The 4,921-nt window shown below is 60.4% G+C and carries 2 protein-coding genes and 1 pseudogene; all 3 read right to left on the bottom strand.

What is annotated here, in order from left to right:
* Positions 1-1,696: DUF6531 domain-containing protein (locus ACP7A4_RS22800; protein ID WP_426248469.1), on the bottom strand; the 1,696-nt coding region annotated here is incomplete at its 3' end.
* On the bottom strand, positions 1,693-4,659 hold the full coding sequence (locus ACP7A4_RS22795; protein ID WP_426248468.1) for a type VI secretion system tip protein VgrG: 2,967 nt from the start codon (positions 4,657-4,659) through the stop codon (positions 1,693-1,695). The genes ACP7A4_RS22795 and ACP7A4_RS22800, both read right to left, overlap by 4 nt.
* 125 nt (positions 4,660-4,784) lie before the next feature.
* Positions 4,785-4,921: pseudogene (locus ACP7A4_RS22790) on the bottom strand (Hcp family type VI secretion system effector); the annotation flags it as partial.

The raw sequence follows: 4,921 nt of genomic DNA, 5'->3' as shown, positions 1-4,921 counted from the left end.
AGCTCCACGCGGCGCCGTTTTCGTCCTGCGCGTTGATCAGGTCGCCGTGGGCGTCGTAGTAGTAGGCCGCCAGTTGACGCACCGGCGCGCCGTCGCGGATTTCCCACAGGCCTTTGAGGTGGCCGTGGTCATCGATCATGGTGCCCAGATGCAAGTGGACGTTGGTGAGGTCACCCTGATAGGTGATCAGATCAGACAGCACCGGTTGGTCGGCGTGGCGGTATTCGTGATGCAGCATCACGCCCGCGCCGTTGCGCAGTTCGATGTGGGCCAGCAGGAAGCGATCGCCGTGGCGAACGTAGGTTTCCCTGCGCTCGAAGCCTCGGCAGAGGAGTAAGGAGTTGTCAGTGACGCGGACCAGCGTCAGGTTTTCGATGGCGTCGTAGTGCGCTTCGCCGACGGGCTTCAGGGTGTACGTGTGGTCGCGCCCATCCGCGTCGTGGAACACCAGACCCTTGTCATGCAGGTCAAAACGGGTGGTGAATTCATTGATCCAGCGGGCGCCCAGGCTTCCATGATCGTATGACGCCAACCGTGAGTAGTAAGTGCGCGTCCAGTTGATGGGAAAGAGGCCGGGCAAGCTGAAATCGGTATGACTGAATGTCTCTGATCCCACAGCAAAGCTAATACTGTTGTCTGTGATCGGACAGACAACGTTTTTCTTACAGTTAGGAGTGCCTTGGGCAACAGCCTGTTTCTCTACAGATTCAACCTCACCCTCAGCCGCCGTTTTCTTAGCCTTGTTGGTCTCATTGGGCTTTACGCTCGTGCCTTGCCCGGAGGGATTGCGTTTACGCCACAAAGCACTCGCGCTGGACAATATAAGCAGCAGCCAGCCAATCGAGTATTCAACGTCTTCAGCGGTGAGTTTGTTCAGTTGCGTGCGCAGCTCTGGTCCCATGGCCCGCAGTTGAGCGGTGTGGGTCAGGACCGACTGTTTGATGTCGTCGGGCAGCAGGTGCTGCGTGGCGCTGTTGGCCATGCCTTTGCCAGCGGCTTTGTAGGCGCTGAACAAGCCCCCGAAGATGTTGCTGATCGCCGCTTTGGGGTCATGCAGCAGTTGATCACCGGCCGCGCTGATTTGCGCACCGGCTGCATCCAGATCACCACCGGCATCGAGGGTACCGTTGACCGCGGCCTCCAGCCCCTTGGCGATTTCATTAAGTACGTCTTCGCCGAGCTTGCCCGCATCCGCGAGGATGTCGGGCAACTTGGCTTTGGCCTGCGTGACAAAGTCATCCAGGCTGCCGACGATGGACGCGTTGAGGTGGCCGACCAGAATTTCGACGACCGAAGCACTGAGCATCAGCTTGGTGGTGGAGCGCATCTCCTGGCGCACCAAGTGCAGGGTCGGGCGCAGGGTCATGCGCGCCGCCGCCATGGTCGGTGGCAGCGGCAACACGCCAATCAGGTTGATCGCCAGACTGGCCCACAGCAGCAGGTCGCGCTTTTCGGTCTTGGTCAGCGTGACCACATCGCCCAGCGCATCTACCAGCGCCATGATGTTGCCGACCACGGGCAAGGCCCCGGCAACGCCCTGAATCCGTTCCAGCGTGACCATGCCGCCGCTGACTTCCTGCAACCAGGCGTCGAACACCGCCGCGCCGCTGGCCACGTCTTTAATGTCGATGGCACTGATCGGCACAATGGCCACTTGTGGGCCACGTTTTTCTGCAACAGCATTTTCAGTCGTCATGACAGCATCTCACCCGCCAGCAGGCCGGGGGTTTTGAAGGAAAGCTTGGGAGGGGTGAAGCTCGGCAGCGCAGGCAGGCTCGGCAGTGCGCCGCTGCTGTTGGCCAGACTTAGCAAACTTGAGGCGCTCGGCAACGCGGCGCTGGCTCGTTGCGCAATGCCCGCCACACCTGCTTGCAGCGCGGTTTTGACGTTTTGCGCTGATTGCATCGCGCCTTGGGCGGTCTGGATTACGCTCATACCGCTTTGCACCGTGGCCAGGCCAGTCTTGGCCATGTCCAGGCCGCTTTTCGCCAGGCCCTTGCCTTGCTCCAGCAACTCGGCACTTTTACCTTGGCGTGGCAACAGGTCGGCGATCATGCTCTGGATCGGGCCGGGGATGCTGTCCGAACCTGCATCGCCAGGTTTTTCACGCGGCCATTGCGGTTCGCCGATGTAGCTGCCCACGCTCCAGGTGTCGGACGGGTCGGGCCCAAACTTGACCCGTGCCGGTCCCGGTGCAGCACCTGCCACGGCGGCGAAACCTTTGGGGTCGAGCGCGCCCTTGATACTTTTGCCCAGTGCGTCGATCACTTCAAAATCACCGCCCTTGATGCCTTGGCGGTTGGCGTACTGGTTGAACAGTTCCAGGTTGCCTTTGCCCGGTTTCAGCGGCTCGGGGAACACCCCGGCCAGACTCTTGGCACCGGTATAAGCAAAGTTGGCCGCGTGCGCCGTGTACGGGCCAGTGGTGACGTGGGTGATGCCGCCTGCGTTATAGGTCGTGGCGCTGCCGCCGCCTTGAATCACCAGCTCGGTTTTAGCGGTGAGGGTGATGCGGTCTGCGTTGGCGGTGATATTGAGTTTGGCCAACAGGTTGATGCTGTCTTTCAGCGCCCGCACGTCGATGTCGCCCGATGCGGCCACCAGTCGCCAGCCCAGATTTTGCACAAACAGGCGCATGCCTTGGCTGGCACTGGCCAAGAGTTTTTTACCAATTGAAAGACTGGTGTGACCGGTGCTGCTCAGCCCCAAGTGCTCGCCGGTCGCAATGTGGGTCGAATGGGGCGTGCTCAGCGCGATACCGGCCGGGCTCGCCAACACCAGATGCGGCTCGGTGAATTCAGGGAATTCGTTGGCGCTGACGTTGGCCGGACCGCTGCCGGTAATGCCGCGATGCTGAGCAAACAACGCCTTGGCCACCTCATCTTGGTCACCGGCTTCCTGCGCCTGATTTTCCATGGCTTGCAGGGAAAGACCGTCCTGTTGATCACTGGCAGTGGCCAAGCGTTCGGCGGTTTCGGGCAGGTCTTTATGGTGCTTGGATTCGTTGGGACGTGGCTCGGTCGTAATCAGCAAACCCGCCGCTGCACGTACGGCGCCGTGGCGGTCGGTGCGCAGTTCAAAGCCTTCGCCACGCGGCTGCCCCCCCGAAGGTCGCGGATGAGTCAAATAGCCCAAGTTGACCGCGCTCGCGCCGTGGTCACTGCGCAACGCGATGCTGATTTCGCTGGTGGTGTCGTCGATGCGCAGTTCGTTGGCGCGACTGCCTTTGTACTCTTTGCTTTTGACCGTGGCTAAGGTCTTGAGCTCGGGCAATTTGTACGGCGGCAGGTTCACGCCGTGGTACAGGCAGCCGGTAATCAGCGGCTGGTCCGGGTCGCCCTCAAGGAAGGTAATCAGCACTTCCATGCCAATGCGCGGCAGGTTGATCGAGCCAAAACTCATGCTCGCCCAGTTCGACGCCACACGCATCCAGCAACTGGTTTTGTCGTCGAACTTGCCCTCGCGGTCCCAGTAGAACTGCACTTTGACGCGGCCGTATTCGTCGCAGTAAATTTCTTCGCCTGCCGGCCCCGTAACCATCGCGCTCTGGCTGCCCAGCACTTTGGGCTTGGGGTGTTTGAGCTGCGGGCGGAACGGCACGTCCCACGGGATTGCGCTGAAGGTGTTGCGATAGCCCTGATGGAAATCGTCTTTCAAGTCTGTGACATCGCTGGTGACCGACTCTTCCAGCACCTGCGGCTGCTTGCCGTGGTGGGTGATGTCGATCAGCAGCCACAGGTCATTCCATGTCGCATTGGCGTGCGCGGTGAGCGGCATGAAATGCCCGCTGACCAAGGTTGGCTGATCGCTTTTGCCCTTGGCCAGTTGGTAGTCGGTGCGATGGCGTTCGAGGTTGCGATTGGCCAGGTGTTTGCCGCGTTCGCGGTCTACGAAACGACCGGGATAATCGTAATCCTCAAGGTCCGGCACAGCCTTGCTTTTGGCGTCGCTTTCCAGCTCGATGCGCGGCTTGGTGAAGTCATAATCGCGGCGCGTGACGCGGCTGGTACGCGTCGCTAAACGCATGCCAAAGCGCTTGACCATCGGCGTGTCGGCCACCAGCCCAGTGTCTTGCTGATACGCCACCGGTGCCAGTTTGGGGAAGATGGTCTGGTCGTCGCCAAACACCAGCAGGTGTGCGCCAGGGCTGTGCTGGAAATGAAAGTGGATGCCTTCTTCCTCGCACAAGCGCTGGATGAAGGTCAGGTCCGATTCGTCGTACTGCACGCAATACACCCGCTCAGGATAGGTTGCGCTGAGCTGGAACTTATAATCGCTGGCCAAAATCCCGTGTTCTTCCAGCACCTGGACGATGATCTGGCGCACAGTCATTTGCTGGAAGATTCGCTGGTTGACCCGGTGCGCCAAATACGACAAATGCGGGCGCAGCGACAGGTGATAGCGGGTCAGGCGTTTACCGGCTTCGCCCCGGGAGATGCTGTACACCTGCCCGTGAAAACCGCTGCCGGTGGTTGAAATCTGCAAAAACGCCTGCTTGTGAAGCAGGGTTTCGAGGTCGAGGAAAGGCCGCTCACTGACCAGCTCCAGGTCAAAAACGAACGGCGTGTTCAGGGTTTCGCGGCCTTTGAAGGCCAGCACCTGAAAGTCCGCTCCGTCGAGGGCCAGCGTGAAATGGGGCTGATGAGCCGGTGCGAACATCCCTTGTCCCTCATGCAGTGCAGCGATTTTCGTCGTGTGGAAACAGGCGCCGAAAACAGAAAAATTCTGGGGTCATGCACGCACCGGCCCGCAACGGACCGGTGCGCTAAAACGCTCGCGCAGCCTTAGCCCGCGACCGGAGTACGCCAGTCATCCGAACCGGATGTGCCGGACACTTCGTGGGTCCAGGTGATTTTGCGGTAGGTGAATTCCACGTCTTCCAGGTGCGTGAAATGCGCGTTCGACGGGTCCTGGCAGTTGT

Source organism: Pseudomonas sp. TWR3-1-1 (assembly GCF_049896545.1).
Classification (GTDB): domain Bacteria; phylum Pseudomonadota; class Gammaproteobacteria; order Pseudomonadales; family Pseudomonadaceae; genus Aquipseudomonas; species Aquipseudomonas weihenstephanensis.
This window is presented reverse-complemented; position numbering and strand designations above follow the sequence as displayed.

Bases quoted from the DNA above. Each gene is read 5' to 3' on its own strand.
- ACP7A4_RS22795 (WP_426248468.1), bottom strand. From the start codon at position 4,659: ATGTTCGCACCGGCTCATCAGCCCCATTTCACGCTGGCCCTCGACGGA.